We start from the raw sequence: 14406 nt of genomic DNA, 5'->3' as shown, positions 1-14406 counted from the left end.
CAGAACGGCGCATGATAGTGTGGTAACCAGGGGGGAAGCCTTGCAGCACAGCGGGCTTCCCCCCTTTTCGTTGCCGCGCCCGGCAGCGTCACCCCCCCGCAGGCGGATGATCCGCCATCCATTCCCGGACCCTGGCTTCAAGCCCCCTGCCAGATGGAAACCTGTCTGACGCCTTTGATTGTGACTTCATATTGTCAAACCATTGGTTCCGGTTTACATTCAGATGATCCAAGAGGACGGACATGGCTGAAACGGAAACGACACAACGAAGACCAGGATACCTGCGCACGCTTCTGCTGCGCGGCTTCATGCTGTTGCTCTGCCTGGCAGCTGTTGCCGTACTTGCCTTGAAGATCTATCTGAACAGTTCCCACGCGCCACGACTGCTCTCGGCCATACTGACTGACTACCTGCACCAGACGGTGCGCGTGGCGACGCTGCGCACCGACGGAGACGTACTCTCCCTGACAGCTGTCACGCTGGCCAATCCGCCCGATGCTCCACCCGGTAACCTTTGCCGGGTGGAGCGTATCACCGTCGCACCAGACTGGGGGGAACTGCTGCGGGGGAGGCGGAGCCTGCGGTTGCTGTCGCTTTCCGGGCTTAGGGTGGATCTGCGCAGGAACAGCACCGGTGTATGGAACTTCTCCCGTTTGCAGCGGCTTCTTGGCACCCGGAAACCGTCCGGAGCGGAACTGCTCGTCCGGCGCTTTGTTGTCAGGGACGGCGCCCTGACAATCGACGGTCAGGGGGTGCGGGGGCTGAACCTGTTGCTCACCGAACTGACGACCAAAGGGACCAGTGACGCCCGTATCCAACTATCCTTCCAGGATCCGGGTCGCAATCGTTATACCCTTATTGGAAAGCTCCGCCCCGGAAACGAGCCGGAGCTGGATCTGAACCTATCTGCCCCCGCGATCTCCCCGGCCGCCCTGGCCGGTATGTTCGCTGTGAAGGATGCCTCATTGCTGAAAAAAACCAGGGCCGCCCTGCGCATGAACGTCCTTATGCATGCCGGACGCTTGAGGCTGCGGGGCAGTCTGGACGTACGCCAGCTTCCCCTGGCACTGGTCACGAAACAGCATCCGACGATCCGCCCCCTGAACGGAAAGCTGGAGTTCATTGCCAGCTACGACACCACCCAGGATCAGGCCCGGCTGAAGTCGCTCACCCTCACCCTCAACGACCGCCTGGTCGCCCGTGCCAGCGCCACCATGGAGGAGGTGCGGTCGGCACAACGCTTCAGCGTCGATCTGGACATAGCGCGGTTGGACCTGGCCCGGTTGGGCTTCCTGCTGCCGGAAGGGGAGCAGGGGCGAACGTTCCTGGCCGGCACCATCGCCGGCAATAACATCCACCTGGCCGGCAACGCCAGTGGGGGGGTAAGCGCGGCATCGGGGACATTCCTGCTGCGTGACGCATCCCTGCGGCGGGACTCCAGACTCCTGTTCGGCGGAGTATCCACACCGCTCTCCCTTTCCCGCGTCGTCTCCGGTTACGAGGTCAGGGGACGGTTCATCTCCCGCCGGGGTAGGGACGTCGGATCCCTGCTGGAAACCCTGGAGGCGCCTTTCCGGATTATCCTCAGCAACAGGTTCAGGCTGTCCAGCGTGCATATTCCGGAGTTGACGGCCAGCATCATGGGGCTCTCGGTCAGCGGGAGGATGGGGCTGGAGCCGGCCGCGGCCACCCCACTGAGCGCCAGCCTGCGCGTGATCGCCCCCTCCCTGGCCCGCATCGCTCCCCTGGCTGAAACCCTCGGCTTGAGGGTGGCGTCAGGCCGCGGCTCCCTTTCCCTGTACGCCACCGGTAGAGGGGTGGGTGACTTTAGCGCCAGGGCAACGGCGAGGCTTTCCAACCTGCGCGGGACGCGTACAACCCACGACTTTGCCCTGGCTGACGGCCTGTTGGATGCCCGCCTGGTCAGGAACAGGGGGGGCTTCGGTGTCAGCGGAACAGGCCGGCTGAGCGGCATGGGGCTGGATGGCAGGAAGGGTGATGGCAGTTTCGCCTATGACGTGTCCGACGCAACCCTGCGATTGCGCGACGCGACGCTCCGCACGGATGGCACAACCCTCACCATCGCTCGTGCCGCGATGAAACTCCCCGCCAGGGAGGCCAGTGGCAAAACAATGCGCTATCCACTCTCAGCCAAGATCTCCGGTGGCGTCATCCGTCAGGGGGATGCCGTTCTGGACGGTTTTTCCGCCACAGTGCGGGCCAACCTGGTATCCGTTTCCTCCGCCAGGTGGCTGGAGGGGGAAGGGGAACTCGGTGCGGGATACATCTCCTGGCAGGGGAAGCAAGTGGGATCCCCCAGGCTGCACCTCGCCCTGTCACGCTCGGGCGCGCGGGGCGACCTGGGCGGCACGCTGCTGGGTGGCACGCTGGACGGCAGCCTGAGCCTCGATCCCTTTGCGCTGGATCGGGGGGGGGCTTTCCGGCTGGGGATCAGGAAAGGACAGATGGCCATGATCGGCAACCTGCTTCCCAAGAAGGGCATTGGGATTTTGAGTGCCGGAACCCTGGATGGAACCTGCGCTGGCGGATATTCCAGGGCTGACGGGCTGACCTTCCGTTTCGAAAGCGCGGGGAAAGACATAGCCACCAGCGATGGCAAGAAGACCCTCTTCTCCAATGCCGGTTATCAGCTGTCCGGCAGTCTGTCCCGGGACAGACTGCGTGTCACCACCGCCCGCGCCACGGTCGGATCAGGGGTCATGATCTCGGCAACGGCGGATATTGCCACCCCCCTGTCATCCCGCCGGGAGGGGCGCATCAGCTTCGACCTTCCCGCCACCCCCTGTACCGACATCATCGATCCCTTTGTGAACATGCTCCCCCGCCTGATCCAGGAGGCCAGCGTGGAGGGCTCCCTTGCCTCCCACGGACAGCTGATCCTGCGGGGGGACAGCAAGCTGCTGGAGGGTTCCCTGCGGATGGAGAAACTGCTACTGGATCTGCCCTCGCAGAACATCAGGGTGGCGGATATCAGCGGCACGCTCCCCTTTTCCCTGGACCTGTCCGGCACAACTTCGGCGGAGACGGGGAAATCTGCCACGTTCAGCCGCCAGCAGTACCCGCGGATTATGGAGAAGCTCAGAGCCACGGCCGCTGACGGCCAGGTCGTCACCGTCGGCGGCGTCAGCTTCGGCCCGTTGAGCCTGGGGGAGACCAGGCTCACGGTTAGCGCGGCGGACGGGGTTACCAGGATCACTTCCCTGCGTTCGTCGCTCTACGAGGGAGCGCTGCTCGGCACCGGGTCAATCATGCTGAGGGATGGGATCAGCTACCGGGCCGATCTGCTGATCAACGGCCTCAGCCTGAAGCTGCTCTGCGCCAGCATCCCGGCCATCAAGGACTACATCTCCGGTCGCGTGGACGGCCTCGTCAGCCTGGGAAACGTCGGCAGGGGGGTGGCGGGACTGGTGGGGTTCAGCGAGCTCTGGGCGCGGGAGGGGAACGGCGAGAAGATGCTGGTCAGCAGGGTCTTTCTGCAGAAACTGTCCGGGAAGAATCTGAGCGGCTTCTTCTTCCGCAACGACCGCCCCTTCGACCAAGCTGAGATTGCCGCCGATCTTGAAGGGGGCTACCTGACCTTCGAGACCCTGGACATCTCCCATACCAACATCTTCGGGGTCCGCGACCTGAGCGTGACCATCGCCCCCAGCCAGAACCGTATCGCCCTCGACCACCTGTTCAACTCCATCAGGCAGGCGGCGTCCCGCGGCAAGGCTGCCGCGGGAACGGCGGGAACCAAGGAAGAACAACAACCGGCAGCGGCCGAGCCGGAGTTCACCTGGGATGAGTGATGATCCCGTTACGTTCATGCCCTGTTTTTTGTGGTACGGTTATGCTATGGTTGGCACAAATTCATACCTGTGGAGGAACCCATGAAATCGAGACTGTTCAAATGGTTGCTGGCCGGGCTGTGCACATTCCTGGCCGCCTGCGCGATCATAACCGTCAATGTCTATTTTCCCGAGAAAGCGGTCAAGGAGGCCTACAAATCCCTGGATGACATGCTGCTGAAGGAGAACGGAACACAGCCGGCAACGGAGAAACAACCTGGCGCCGAAGCGGTGCAGCCCGAGGCCAAGCCCCAGAGCGGCCTGTTCAACGAGCTCCCCTCCCTGGGCCTGTGTGCTACGGCCCATGCCGCGGACAACGTGGGGGATGAACTGGCGGTGGAGATGGCCGGAATGCCGGAGGTGGTCAAGGCCTACGACGCCATGAGCAAGAGACAGTCGAAGATATCCAGCCTGTTCGACAGCGCGGCAGTGGGGCTCTCCAGCCAGGGGCTGGTGGTGGCGCGCGACAAGAGCAAACTCACGCCGGCCGACGAGGCGCTGATCAGCCAGGAGAACCAGGACCGCAAGACGGTGATCAGCAGCATGGCCAAGTCCATACTCAAGCTCAACAAGACAGAGGAATCGAAGGCGGCCCTGAACCAGGTGATGGGCAAGGCAGCTGCTACCTATGCCGAAACAAGGCGCGAGGCGGCCAAGGCGGGGTGGTGGATGCAGCTGCAGAACGGACGCTGGCTCCAGAAGTAGCGCCGGGGAATGGGCGCTGAAAAACCCCTTTGAAAACAAAGGGGGCTGATGTATCTCAAGCACGTACTACAGCGGGCTTCAGGGACGACCCTGAAGCCCGCTGTAGTTTTTTCCGCAGTGCGGGCAGTTACCGGAGGGGGGCTCCAGTCGGCAGCGCTCCAACAGTTCCGCGTTGCCAAGTATGTCGGCGGTAGGGCCATCGGCGGCGATTCTCCCCTCATGGAGCAGGATCACCCGCAGGCACAGTTCTGAGACGAGATTCAGGTCATGGGTGGCGATGATTCTGGTGTGCTGGAAGTTCTTCAGGATGGTGATCAGCGTGCGCCTGCCGAAGGAATCCAGGCCGGTGGTCGGCTCGTCCAGTACGATGATGTCCGGCTCCATGGCGATGATCGTGGCCAGGGCCACACGGCGCTTCTCCCCGCCCGACAGACGGTAGGGAGGCCGTGCGCGCAAATGCAGGGCATTCACGGCAGAGAGCGCGGACTTCACGCGCCGCTCAACCTCCTCCGGGCCAAGGCCCATGTTCTGGGGGCCGAAAGCCACGTCATCGGCCACCGTGGGCATGAACAGCTGGTCGTCGGCGTTCTGGAAGGTCATGCCCACGCTGCGCCTGATTTGGGGCAGAACCGCACTGCTGACCGGCTGGCCGTTGATCCTGACCCCTCCCGACACAGGCAGGAGGCAGCCGTTCAGGTGCAACAGCAGGGTTGACTTTCCCGCTCCGTTGGCACCGATGATCGCCGCCGCCTCGCCCTGTGTGATGGTAAACGACACATTCTCCAGCGCCCTGGTCCCGTCCGGATGGTGGTAGGAGAGCTGTTCCACGGCTACAATGCTGCTGTTCATATTCACGTCCCGGTCAGCAGGCGTCCCAGAACAGCGGAGATGTTCCAGACGCGCAGAATAATGAAGAGTATGGTCCACCCAAGGATAAAGATCAGTTCCCAGCCGCCGAAGCGGGACTCCCTGCGGGTGTGAAAATCGCCGCTGAATCCGCGTGCCAGCATCGCCAGGTGTATCCGTTCGGCACGCTCCCAGGTACGCAGCAGCAGGTTGCCCAGGATCGGGCCGCTGTTGCGGATGCCGAGCCCCCTGCTGCCGAAGGAGCGCAGTTGCCGTGCCCGGGAAACCTGCTTGGCCTCCTCGATCAGCACGAACAGGTAGCGGTGCAGGAAGAGCAGTTGCATGGTAAACGCCTGGGGCACTCCCATGCGATTCAGGGCGTGGCAGATGGCGGAAAAACCGGTCACGCTCACCAAAATCAGCGCGGCACCGGCGGTCAGCACGGCCCGGATCAGGATGGATGCGCAGGATATCCAGCCACCGCTGATGGCAAGTGGACCAAGCCGGACCATGGCCCGGCTGTCCAGAAACGGGTTGAACAGCCCCACCATAACGGCGAAGGGGATCACCAGGGCGATTCTCTTGAGCAGATATCCGGCGGGAATGTTCCCAAGGATCACCAGGCAGAGCGGGAAGATGAAAAAGGGGAGCAGGGCGGAGATCTGATAGCGGTCGAAGGACATGACCGTGGTGACGAACGCCAGCGTGGCCAGAACCTTGGCCCGCGCATCCAGACGGTGGATGGGAGTGTCTCCAAGGGCAAGCAGGTCCAGTCGCCTGAAATCGGTCAGGGCGTTCTCGATGGATAGCCTGCTCATGGATCCTCACGAAAAGAGGGAGAGCTGTAACCGCTCTCCCTCTCTGACCGCTGAACAGATGGGGGGCAGCTCATTTGGCGGGCAGAGATCGTCTCTTGAGCAGCAGGGCGATGCCTGCAACCAGCGACAGGGTTGCCAGGCCGCCGACGATGCCGGACAGAGAGGTGCCGATCCGCTCATCCCGTTGGATTGCCGCTGCTGTCGACTCATCCTGTCCGCTGAATGCGTAACCGGGCAGAAGGGCGATCTTCTCCTGCAGCGCGGCCAGTCTTCCGTGCAGGCCCGCCGCGGGCGCGCTTAGTTCTTCCTGGCCGGTCACCCGTGCAATGGACCACTCCAGGCCGTCGGGTTGCGACGAGGCGAACCAGGAGACAACACCGCCGGTCACCACGGCCGCGACCAGAAAGGCCAGCAGGAGGGGGCGCAGGGATGGCTGGGCAAGGGGCCGCGCCGGGAAGGCGTTCTGGACGATGTCGGGCCGGGCAGATGCCACGAAGGCGACAACCGCGGCAGTGACAAAGCCCTCCACCAGGCCGATTGCCAGATGGATGGGAAGCATCAGGCTGACAAAGGTGGAAAAGGGGAGCGATGAGATGCCGGAGGAGACGGTTTCCAGCACAACCCCCATCGCCCCCATCTGCAGGCCGGCAACGGCGGCGATGATTGTGGCCAGCGACAGGCGCAGACGCCCCGGGTTGGCGCCGGCGATGACCCGGTGAATCAGGGGGTAGGCCACGAATGCCGGGAAAAAGCCCAGGTTGAAGATGTTGCATCCCAGAGCCAAGAGGCCGCCGTCAGCAAAGAACAGCGCCTGAACCACCAGCACCGAGGCGATGATGAGAAACGCTGCATGGGGCCCCAGCAAGATTGCCAGCAGCAGACCGCCGCCGATATGCCCGCTGGAACCGGTGGCGGGGATGGTGAAGTTGATCATCTGGGCGGCGAACAGAAATGCTCCCAGCACACCCATGAGCGGGACCTTGCGTTCGTCACGTTCGCCGCGGACCTTGGTGGAGCAGTAGGCGATCATTGCAGCCGATGCCGTCCACATGGTTGCCCCGACCGTTGGTGAGATGAGTGCGTCCGCCATGTGCATAGTGTGTTTCACTCCCGTGTCACTGATATTGATTTTGTAGCATCACTGTATACTCTTTTGAAAAAAGTATGTCAATGGATTGTCCGCACGGGTTTTCCGCCCCGGTTTCTCAAAAGTGCTTGACGCGAACATCACCATTTGCTATATAAAGCGTCCATTCATTGGGGTATCGCCAAATGGTAAGGCAACGGACTCTGACTCCGTCACTCTAGGTTCGAATCCTGGTACCCCAGCCAAATAATAATAGGGAGTTATGACAATGGTCGTAACTCCCTTTTTGTTTGCCGAAGCATAAGCTGTTTTCTATCTTCCCATCTAATTCCCACCCCGTTAATTTTCAGTCCCAAAGAAAAGGGGAACCAGTTCCCCGCTCAACAAACCGTATCCAAGAACAACTCTCTTCAAAAGACTCCTGAGCTTTTCGCAATGCAACGCATCGATTTGCGGTGTATGCGCAATATGGCGTTGACACCATGACACGGAGATCTTTGCTGTACACAGTGCGCGTCGGAGTGATTACCATCTCTTTTGCCGCCGGTTACCTGTGCGGCACGGTGCACCAGAACAATGCCGACGCCGGGTTGAACGAACTGAGGGGGGGGAACTGATGAAAAAAGCCGCCGGCAGTGGGGACACCCTTGGACCGCAGCCCAACTGGGGACTACAATCAGCGACATGGAAAAAATATCAGTGGCTTACAGAAGAATCAGGAGACGATCAAGAAGATTAAGAGCATGTTGGGGAGTTGATGGAGAATCACCTTTGTGATGGGAAGCGCATCACACGATCAACCATAAACAGAATCAGCTGTTGACACGGCATTCCGGATAGTTGCGAGGCCGTGCCTGTTTGTTATGCAATGCAAGCGAACTAGCCGATGAAATGAGGCATTTCGGGAGTGGATTCACAGCAAGGAGCCAGTTATCCACAGCATGTGTGGAAAGCGTATTTGAGGTGTAAAAAGGGATCGCGACGATTTTAATTGGCACATGAGGCGCTGTTGATGGGCCATCCTCCGGCAGAAGCGCAGGATGGCCCATCAACGACAGGTATACGAACAGGTGGTTTCCGATTTTGGTGGGCAACAAATTCAATGCAGCTGGTTCTCAAGTGTCCGGACTAGACGTGTTTCCCCTTCGGGATGGTGTGTTTCAGCTTTTTAGAGCCGTCATACAGGCTCTGTTTCATGGCCCCCCGTTTTTCCTTTAGATCTTTTCTGCTGCCGTCTTCCTCTAACATGATTTCGGCTTCCCCGGCCAGCTCCTCGATTCGCTTGGCCAGCCTTTCATCGGTCTGAACAGCCATCGTGCACACCTCCATATTCCGGGTAGTTACGAGATTCAAGACTATTATCCCATAGTTCACGAAAAACACAATCCGCTTGCGTCAAATGCGGTCAGCGCAAGCGCTGCGGCGCCATTATGCGTGACATGGCGGAGCGCTGGAAACGGGAGAAAGAGCGGTGCTGACACCAGTTGCGTCAAGCGTCATTGCTGACGTATCCTCTGCACAGCATGTTCGTCAATGTGGTTTTGCCGTGGCAGCGGTGGCGAAGCACATCCCGACGGCGAGTATGGGTAGTGATACGGCTCTGTTACGGCCAACAACCCATCCATCAAAAAAATTGACAGGATGCCCGTATCTGTGTTTGTATCACTACGTTTTGCGATCACTACTCATACGCATATCCGTTACTCTTTTACTGGCGTTTTGCCTCCTGCTTCCGGCGACCGGTCCGGGGAGCGCCGTCGACATCCCCGCTGAAACCATACGTATCGCCATCGTCAAAAACGCGGCCAGCGTGGTGGTGGATGGCGATGGCCTACTGGCCAGGCGGGAAAACGGCGATGCCGTACCCCTTGCGCCACCGGTAACCATCAGGCCGGGCGATAACGGGCTGACCATCGACGGCGTCATCTACCGGCGTCTGAGTTTTGCCGGTGCCGGCAGCCTGCTGGTCAACGGCAAGCCGTACCGCGGCATGGCCGATGTCGTTTCTTCCGACAGGGGCATCCTGATCGTCAACGAACTTCCCCTGGAAGACTACCTTGTCGGACTGATCAACTGCGAGATATCGTCGGCCTGGCCCATGGAAGCGGTTAAGGCCCAGGCGGTGATTGCCAGAACCTATGCCCTCTACCGCAGGAAGCTGCGCATGAACACTCCTTACCACCTTGAATCGTCGGTTTTGGATCAGGTATACAACGGCAGCCTGATCGAGGACAGCCGGGCCAGGCGAGCGGTAAGCGAGACCAGCGGCCAGGTGCTGACCCATAACGGGTCGGTCATCCAGGCTTTCTACCACTCCAACTGCGGAGGAAAGACAGAGGCCTCCGAGAACGTATGGGGCATGTCCCTGCCGTACCTGAGAGGGGTGAGCTGTGAATACTGCCAGGGCAATCCCTCCAGCGTCTGGACCCAGAAGCTGGAACTGGCACAGATCGAGGAACGGTTGCGCGCCGCCGGTTTCAGGGTCGCGGCCGTGAACGATATCCGCCCCGGCCCCCTCAACAGCCGCGGCAGGCTGAAGCAGGTGACCATCGTCTCCACTGGCGGCGACCTGACCCTGACCGGAGACCAGTTCCGCAAGGTCCTGGGCTATGGCGTGATCAAGAGCACCAATTTCTCCGTCAGGGTCAAAGATGGAGCCGCCCACTTCTCGGGCCTGGGCAATGGACACGGAGTGGGGCTCTGCCAGTGGGGCGCCAAACAGCGCGCGCTGGCCGGCTTTTCCTATACCGAGATACTCACTTACTACTACCCCGGAACAGTGCTTGAACAGTTCTTTGATATCCGTTGAAGCGGTGCCCCATGCTTGTTAAAGAGTTCGACTATCATCTCCCCGAGGAGCTGATCGCCCGTTACCCCGCGCCGGAACGGGACGGCTCCCGCCTGATGCTGCTGAATCGCGAAAGCGGTACCATCGGCCACGGCCTGTTCAGGGACATCGCCGACCATCTCCGGCCGGGTGACCTGCTGGTGCTGAACGATACCAGGGTGATTCCGGCCCGCCTCTTTGGCCGCAAGGCCACCGGCGGCAGGGTGGAGATCTTCCTGGTGCGCCGGCAAGAGACGCAGGCAGAGCGCTGGAGTTGCCTGATGCGCTCATCCAAGGGGATGCGTCCGGGGCAGCTGATTACCCTGGCCGGCGCAATGACCGCCCTGGTTGTGGAACGTCTGGAGCCGGAAGGGTGGTTGTTGGAGTTCCAGGGAGCGGAACCGTTTTCCGTCTGGCTGGAGCGGGAAGGTGAGATGCCGCTACCTCCCTACCTGCAACGGCCCGCGGAGAGCGGGGATCAGCTGCGCTACCAGACGGTCTTTGCCAGGAGCGCCGGCGCCGTTGCCGCACCCACCGCCGGCCTGCACTTCACCCCCGAGCTGCTGGAGCGGTTGGCAGAGCGGGGCGTGGCCACGGCCTGCCTGACCCTGCACACCGGGCCGGGGACCTTCCAGCCGCTGCGGGTGGAACGGGTTCAGGATCACCGCATCCACAGCGAGCGCTACCATATCTCCGCGGAAACCTGCCAGGCCATAGCAGAGACAAAGCAGCGCGGCGGGCGGGTAGTGGCGGTGGGGACCACCTCGGCCCGCACCCTGGAGTACGCGGCCGACGAAAAAGGGGGCCTCTGCCCCGGTTCGGGCGATGCGGACATCTTCATCTACCCCGGCTATCGGTTCAGGGTGGTGGATGCGCTGGTGACCAACTTCCATCTGCCCGAATCGACCCTGATCATGCTGGTGTCCGCCTTCGCCGGCAAAGAGTACGTTTTCCATGCCTACCACGAGGCGGCCAGGCTGGGCTACCGCTTCTACAGCTACGGCGACGCCATGTTTATCGAATAATGACCCCCCCTGTGATGAAAAGGGGGAGAACGTGTCTCCAACCAGTCTATAGATCTTGTGACGTAAATAAAGCTGTACCATTGTCTTCCACGGGTGCTTATTGTCGACTTCTCTTTTCACACTCCTTCACCGGGATGCCTCCTGCGGGGCGCGGCTTGGCAGCCTGAATACCCTGCACGGCGCCATTGAGACCCCCATCTTCATGCCGGTGGGTACCAACGCCACCGTCAAGGCCATGACTCCCGATGATCTGCTGGCGGTCAACGCCCAGATCATCCTCTCCAACACCTACCACCTCTACCTCCGTCCGGGGCACCGACTGGTGGAGCAGTTGGGCGGGTTGCACTCCTTCATGAACTGGCACCGCCCGATCCTGACCGACAGCGGCGGATTCCAGGTCTTCAGCCTGGGGGAGTTGCGCAAGATCAGCGAGGAAGGGGTCAGGTTCCAGTCCCATCTGGACGGTTCCTATCACTTCCTGACCCCGGAACTGTCCATAGGGATCCAGGAGGCGTTGGGTGCGGATATCATCATGTGCTTCGACGAGTGCCCCCCGGCCACGGCGGAGTACGACTACGTCAGCCGCTCCCTGGAGATGACCACCCGCTGGGCAAGGCGCTGCAAACAGGCCCACCGGCGTGAGGGACAGCAGTTGTTCGGCATCATTCAGGGGGGAATGCATTACGACCTGCGTGCCCGCAGCCTGGAGCAGATCTTTGAGATCGGCTTTGACGGCTATGCTTTGGGCGGCCTCTCGGTGGGTGAGGAAAAAGAACAGATGTACGGCGTCATGGAGGCCTGCGCCCCGCTGATGCCACAGGACCATCCCCGCTACATCATGGGCATCGGCGCCCCCCAGGACCTGGTGGAGGCGGTCTGGCACGGCTACGACATGTTCGATTGCGTCATGCCGACCCGCAACGCCCGCAACGGCATGCTCTTCACCAGCCAGGGGCGGATCAACATCAAGGCCAAGATCTTTGAAGAGGATTCCGGACCGCTGGACCCGGAGTGCGGCTGCCACGTCTGCAGGAACTACTCCCGCGCCTATCTGCGGCACCTCTACCGGGCGGGCGAAATCCTGGCCTCGAACCTGAACACCTATCACAACCTGTACTATTTCCTCGACCTGATGCGCCAGATGCGCGAGGCGATCAAAAACGACAACCTGGCGGGATTCCGCCGCGAGTTTTACGCAAAGCAGCAGATACATCATAAAATTTAGTAAGTTAAGGAGGTTTGTTCTATGTTAGGATTAGCATTTGCCATGTCGGGCCCGCCGGGCGGGGCAACGGGAGCCGGCGGTGCAGCTGGCGCGTTTCAGCAGTTCATTACCCTGGCGCTCATGTTCGCCATCTTCTACTTCCTGCTGATCCGCCCCCAGCAGAAGAAGGCCAAGGAGCACCGCGCCCTCCTGGAGAGCATCAAGAAAGGTGATCAGGTAGTCACCGCCGGCGGCGTGCACGGCAAGGTCGCCTCGGTGGAGGACGGCATCGTCGGCCTGGAGATTGCCACCGGCGTCATCATAAAGATCACCAAATCCTATATCGCCGCAATCAACAACAAGTAAAATCCCGTGACAGGAAGCGGAAGAAGATATCCCCCGATACCCTCGACCCGACCGCACAACCGAAGGGAGACCGAGCTTCATGCCTAAAGAAACCGGCTGGCGCATAAGCCTGATAGTTATCTTCGCCCTGGTATCGCTTCTCTACCTGACTCCAACGCTGGTGACGCAACTCCCCTCCTGGTGGACCGGGCTGCTTCCCAAGGACAAGATCCATCTGGGGCTCGACCTGCAGGGGGGGACTCACCTGGTGCTGGAGGTGGATACCCAGAAGGCGGTGGAGGGGTCGCTGGATATCGTAGCCACCGACCTGGAAGATACCCTGAACAACAAGAACCTGCACTTCAAGCGCATCAGCCGCACCGATTGGAATAGGGTGACCCTGCTCCTGTACGAGAAGGATACCGCCGCAGCGGTGCAGAAGATGCTCAAGGACAAGTATCCCGGCTACCAGCAGAGCCCGCTGTACGATGACGGCGGTTTCGTGGCTTTAAACCTGAGCATCACCGACGAGGCGGCCAAGGATCGCAAGGACAAGGCGGTGGCCCAGGCCCTGGAGACCATCCGCAACAGGATCGACCAGTTCGGCGTCTCCGAGCCGGTCATCCAGCGCGAGGGGGTCGATCACATCGTGGTGCAGCTCCCCGGCATCAAGGACCCCCAGCGGGCCATCGACCTGATCGGCAAGACCGCCCGTCTGGAGTTCAAGCTGGTGCGGGAGGACATCCCGCCGGGCTCCATCTCCCTGCCCGATGACGCCGAAATCATGAAGGAAAAAGAGGTTGATCCGGATACCGGCGCCGTAAGCGAAGTACCCTATGTGCTGCAGAAGAAGGCGATGATCACCGGCGACCTGCTCACCGATGCCCAGGTGCGCATCGACTCCCAGTTCAACCAGCCCTACGTGGCCATCGAGTTCAACTCCCTGGGGTCCAAGCTGTTCGACCAGGTCACCGCCGCCAACGTGGGCAAGCGCTTCGCCATCGTACTGGACAACAACGTCTACTCGGCCCCGGTGATCCGCGAACGCATCTCCGGCGGCAGCGCCCAGATCTCGGGCAACTTCACCGAGAAGACCGCCGCCGACCTGGCCATCGTGCTCAGGGCCGGCGCCCTGCCTGCACCGGTGAAGATCATCCAGAACGAGACCGTCGGACCCTCCCTGGGGCAGGACTCCATCACCAAGGGGCTGATGGCCGGCCTGATCGGAATTCTGGTGGTGGTGGTCTTCATGGGGCTGTACTACAAGCTGTCCGGCATGGTGGCAAACCTGGGCATGGTGATGAACGTGCTCTACCTGATGGGCGCCCTGGCGGCCCTGGGCGCCACACTGACCCTGCCCGGCATCGCCGCCATTGTGCTCCTGATCGGCATGTCGGTGGACGCCAACGTGATCATCTTCGAGCGCATCCGCGAGGAGCTCAGGCTGGGCAAGTCGCCCAAATCGGCCCTGGACGCCGGCTATGACAAGGCCTTCCTGACCATCATGGACTCCCACGTCACCACCCTGATCACCGCGGCGGTACTGTTCCAGTTCGGCACCGGTCCGGTGAAGGGCTTCGCGGTTTCCTTAAGCCTGGGGGTCATCATCAACCTGTTCACCTCGCTGATCGGCACCAAGGTGATCTTCGACCTGTTCCTGTACAGGGGAACCGTCAAGAAAATGAGCATATAGGGGGA

Annotated in this window: 13 protein-coding genes and 1 tRNA gene; 10 read left to right on the top strand and 4 right to left on the bottom strand. The window is 61.1% G+C overall.

The window, feature by feature from the left end; genetic code table 11:
* The first annotated feature begins 242 nt into the window (after window positions 1–242).
* Both PPRO_RS09010 and PPRO_RS09005 read left to right on the top strand, forming a co-directional pair.
* The gene (locus PPRO_RS09010; protein ID WP_011735698.1) at window positions 243–3812 is read left to right on the top strand and encodes a hypothetical protein; all 3570 of its coding nucleotides are present in this window, start codon (window positions 243–245) and stop codon (window positions 3810–3812) included.
* A gap of 81 nt (window positions 3813–3893) precedes the next feature.
* Entirely contained in the window at window positions 3894–4556 is a 663-nt protein-coding gene (locus PPRO_RS09005) for a DUF1318 domain-containing protein (protein WP_011735697.1), read from the top strand.
* Window positions 4557–4634: 78 nt separating this feature from the next.
* On the opposite strand, the gene PPRO_RS09000 is transcribed toward PPRO_RS09005, so the two are convergent.
* The 3 genes from PPRO_RS09000 to PPRO_RS08990 form a co-directional block, all read right to left on the bottom strand.
* Window positions 4635–5405 (bottom strand): energy-coupling factor ABC transporter ATP-binding protein, encoded by a 771-nt coding sequence (locus tag PPRO_RS09000; protein ID WP_011735696.1) that lies wholly within the window; start codon window positions 5403–5405, stop codon window positions 4635–4637.
* A gap of 2 nt (window positions 5406–5407) precedes the next feature.
* The gene (cbiQ, locus tag PPRO_RS08995; RefSeq protein WP_011735695.1) at window positions 5408–6220 is read right to left on the bottom strand and encodes a cobalt ECF transporter T component CbiQ; all 813 of its coding nucleotides are present in this window, start codon (window positions 6218–6220) and stop codon (window positions 5408–5410) included.
* A 70-nt stretch (window positions 6221–6290) separates the two neighbouring features.
* Window positions 6291–7316: an energy-coupling factor ABC transporter permease gene (locus tag PPRO_RS08990; RefSeq protein WP_011735694.1), complete on the bottom strand. Its 1026-nt coding sequence runs from the start codon at window positions 7314–7316 to the stop codon at window positions 6291–6293.
* Between the two features lie 162 nt (window positions 7317–7478).
* On the opposite strand from PPRO_RS08990, the gene PPRO_RS08985 reads away from it, so the two are divergent.
* The 3 genes from PPRO_RS08985 to PPRO_RS21645 all read left to right on the top strand — a co-directional run bounded on the left by PPRO_RS08985 (window position 7479) and on the right by PPRO_RS21645 (window position 8046).
* Window positions 7479–7552, top strand: a tRNA-Gln gene (locus tag PPRO_RS08985).
* 237 nt (window positions 7553–7789) lie between these two features.
* On the top strand, window positions 7790–7924 hold the full coding sequence (locus PPRO_RS21650) for a hypothetical protein (RefSeq protein WP_269634984.1): 135 nt from the start codon (window positions 7790–7792) through the stop codon (window positions 7922–7924).
* A complete protein-coding gene (locus PPRO_RS21645) occupies window positions 7924–8046 on the top strand; it encodes a hypothetical protein (protein WP_269634983.1) in 123 nt (40 codons plus the stop codon). Before PPRO_RS21650 ends, PPRO_RS21645 begins: the two co-directional genes overlap by 1 nt.
* A 389-nt stretch (window positions 8047–8435) precedes the next feature.
* Here PPRO_RS21645 and PPRO_RS08980 read toward each other — a convergent pair whose 3' ends face one another.
* Window positions 8436–8621, bottom strand: a complete 186-nt coding sequence (locus PPRO_RS08980; RefSeq protein WP_011735692.1) for a hypothetical protein — start codon at window positions 8619–8621, stop codon at window positions 8436–8438.
* A 343-nt stretch (window positions 8622–8964) separates the two neighbouring features.
* Between PPRO_RS08980 and PPRO_RS08975 the strand changes: the two genes are divergently transcribed.
* The 5 genes from PPRO_RS08975 to secD all read left to right on the top strand — a co-directional run bounded on the left by PPRO_RS08975 (window position 8965) and on the right by secD (window position 14401).
* Entirely contained in the window at window positions 8965–10116 is a 1152-nt protein-coding gene (locus PPRO_RS08975; RefSeq protein WP_232286712.1) for a SpoIID/LytB domain-containing protein, read from the top strand.
* Window positions 10117–10127: 11 nt separating this feature from the next.
* Window positions 10128–11159, top strand: coding sequence for a tRNA preQ1(34) S-adenosylmethionine ribosyltransferase-isomerase QueA (gene queA, locus PPRO_RS08970; RefSeq protein ID WP_011735690.1), 1032 nt, complete (start codon window positions 10128–10130; stop codon window positions 11157–11159).
* A gap of 100 nt (window positions 11160–11259) precedes the next feature.
* On the top strand, window positions 11260–12384 hold the full coding sequence (tgt, locus tag PPRO_RS08965; protein WP_011735689.1) for a tRNA guanosine(34) transglycosylase Tgt: 1125 nt from the start codon (window positions 11260–11262) through the stop codon (window positions 12382–12384).
* A gap of 21 nt (window positions 12385–12405) precedes the next feature.
* Complete coding sequence (yajC, locus tag PPRO_RS08960) at window positions 12406–12729, top strand: preprotein translocase subunit YajC (protein ID WP_011735688.1); 324 nt, start codon at window positions 12406–12408, stop codon at window positions 12727–12729.
* A 79-nt stretch (window positions 12730–12808) separates the two neighbouring features.
* Window positions 12809–14401 (top strand): protein translocase subunit SecD, encoded by a 1593-nt coding sequence (secD, locus tag PPRO_RS08955; protein WP_011735687.1) that lies wholly within the window; start codon window positions 12809–12811, stop codon window positions 14399–14401.
* Window positions 14402–14406: the final 5 nt, after the last annotated feature.

This window comes from Pelobacter propionicus DSM 2379, assembly GCF_000015045.1.
GTDB lineage: Bacteria > Desulfobacterota > Desulfuromonadia > Geobacterales > Pseudopelobacteraceae > Pseudopelobacter > Pseudopelobacter propionicus.
This window is presented reverse-complemented; position numbering and strand designations above follow the sequence as displayed.

Coding starts and splice junctions, on each gene's coding strand:
- PPRO_RS08990 (WP_011735694.1), bottom strand. CDS start 7,316: ATGCACATGGCGGACGCACTCATCTCACCAACGGTCGGGGCAACCATG.
- PPRO_RS21650 (WP_269634984.1), top strand. CDS start 7,790: ATGACACGGAGATCTTTGCTGTACACAGTGCGCGTCGGAGTGATTACC.
- PPRO_RS09005 (WP_011735697.1), top strand. CDS start 3,894: ATGAAATCGAGACTGTTCAAATGGTTGCTGGCCGGGCTGTGCACATTC.
- yajC (WP_011735688.1), top strand. CDS start 12,406: ATGTTAGGATTAGCATTTGCCATGTCGGGCCCGCCGGGCGGGGCAACG.
- secD (WP_011735687.1), top strand. CDS start 12,809: ATGCCTAAAGAAACCGGCTGGCGCATAAGCCTGATAGTTATCTTCGCC.
- cbiQ (WP_011735695.1), bottom strand. CDS start 6,220: ATGAGCAGGCTATCCATCGAGAACGCCCTGACCGATTTCAGGCGACTG.
- queA (WP_011735690.1), top strand. CDS start 10,128: ATGCTTGTTAAAGAGTTCGACTATCATCTCCCCGAGGAGCTGATCGCC.
- PPRO_RS09000 (WP_011735696.1), bottom strand. CDS start 5,405: ATGAACAGCAGCATTGTAGCCGTGGAACAGCTCTCCTACCACCATCCG.
- PPRO_RS08980 (WP_011735692.1), bottom strand. CDS start 8,621: ATGGCTGTTCAGACCGATGAAAGGCTGGCCAAGCGAATCGAGGAGCTG.
- PPRO_RS09010 (WP_011735698.1), top strand. CDS start 243: ATGGCTGAAACGGAAACGACACAACGAAGACCAGGATACCTGCGCACG.
- PPRO_RS21645 (WP_269634983.1), top strand. CDS start 7,924: ATGAAAAAAGCCGCCGGCAGTGGGGACACCCTTGGACCGCAGCCCAAC.